A 1,164-nucleotide genomic window follows, 5' to 3' on the forward strand; every position below is an offset into this window, starting at 1 on the left:
CCGTTCGCGCCAGCGGGCCGGAGGCCCTGTGCGGCGATGATGACTTCCATCTTGGGGCTGCTCAGCAGGGGAATTGACCTGGGGTTGGTCAGATAAAGAGGGAAGGGGGAAGCCCAACTCAAAAGCCTCTCGTGCCAGCAAAGCCAGCAGAGATGGATTCAACTGGGCGCGTTTCACCCGCTCTTTGAGACGATTCCACAGGTGTGCTCGGTGGATGCGTTCCAACTCTTCTCGCTGTTCACGTATCATGTTGTTCCCACCTCTCTTGTATCAATCCTAACTAAGCAACAGGGGAGCTGGTGTCAGGGAACTTTGATGGATTTTAGGAGATGGGATCCTCATTTTCTCCGAGTTGACCCGCCGGGATCCCTGGGGTTGCCAGCAGGGAACACCATTCACATCTGTAATTTCTTGTGTTGCAGCAAGCCCGTCTTCGGAATGTACAAGGGCGGGATCCGACAGTTTTTCTAGGGACATTTTGGGATCCCTGCGCGCCTTAGAGGTCTTCCACACAGGGAACTGCGGCCTTGACAGGGCCAGCTTGCCCCAATCTATCCAAAAAATGCTGCAGGAGCTGAAAACCGGGTGGGTTGAGGCTGTAGTAAATCCAGCGCCCCTGCTGGCGAGCATTGACCAATTTCGCATCCCGCAGGGTTTTTAGGTGAAACGAGAGCTTGGATTGGCTCACCTTCAGCTCCTCGCAGAGATCACAAACACACAACTCACGCCCCTGCAGCAGTTGCAGCACGCGCAGGCGAATCGGGTCAGAGAGGGCGTGGAATCCCTCCCGCACCTGCTCATCTGTCAAATTCCCCTCTACCTCAACCAGGAACGAAACCATCATTCAACCAGGGTAGCAGGAGTTTTGCGCTGCGGCTGCTGATGGATTCGATGGCAGGGGAAAGGCGCGACAATCAACCAGTTTGGCAGCATCTCACTCGAAGGCAAGCAAATACAGACCTTCCGGTTCAGAAGGGATCAGTTGATACGGATCTTTCTGATTGGCCTGTTCACAGAGATTCGCAAAAGACTGCAAACCTTCCAAGCGTTCCGTGAGTTCGCTGAGGGTATCGAGGTACTCCGCCAAGCCCGCTTGAGTCAGGTACCAAGATTTGTCCAGCTCTCGGAAATAGGTCATGTAAACTACCCGACCCTGACTGCTTC

At 54.4% G+C, this 1,164-nt stretch carries 2 protein-coding genes and 1 pseudogene; all 3 read right to left on the minus strand.

The window, feature by feature from the left end:
- Window positions 1–249, minus strand: a 249-nt coding sequence (locus NW818_RS07145) for a hypothetical protein (protein WP_414424179.1), incomplete at its 3' end; no start/stop codon positions are given.
- A 247-nt stretch (window positions 250–496) separates the two neighbouring features.
- Window positions 497–841 carry an ArsR/SmtB family transcription factor gene (locus tag NW818_RS07150; protein WP_414330075.1) on the minus strand — a complete coding sequence of 115 codons (345 nt, stop codon included), beginning with the start codon at window positions 839–841 and terminating at the stop codon, window positions 497–499.
- 93 nt (window positions 842–934) lie between these two features.
- A pseudogene (locus NW818_RS07155) lies at window positions 935–1,164 on the minus strand (hypothetical protein); the annotation flags it as partial.

It is taken from the genome of Synechococcus sp. R6-5, from assembly GCF_047461775.1.
Lineage (GTDB): Bacteria > Cyanobacteriota > Cyanobacteriia > Thermostichales > Thermostichaceae > Thermostichus.

Coding starts and splice junctions, on each gene's coding strand:
- NW818_RS07150 (WP_414330075.1), bottom strand. CDS start 841: ATGGTTTCGTTCCTGGTTGAGGTAGAGGGGAATTTGACAGATGAGCAG.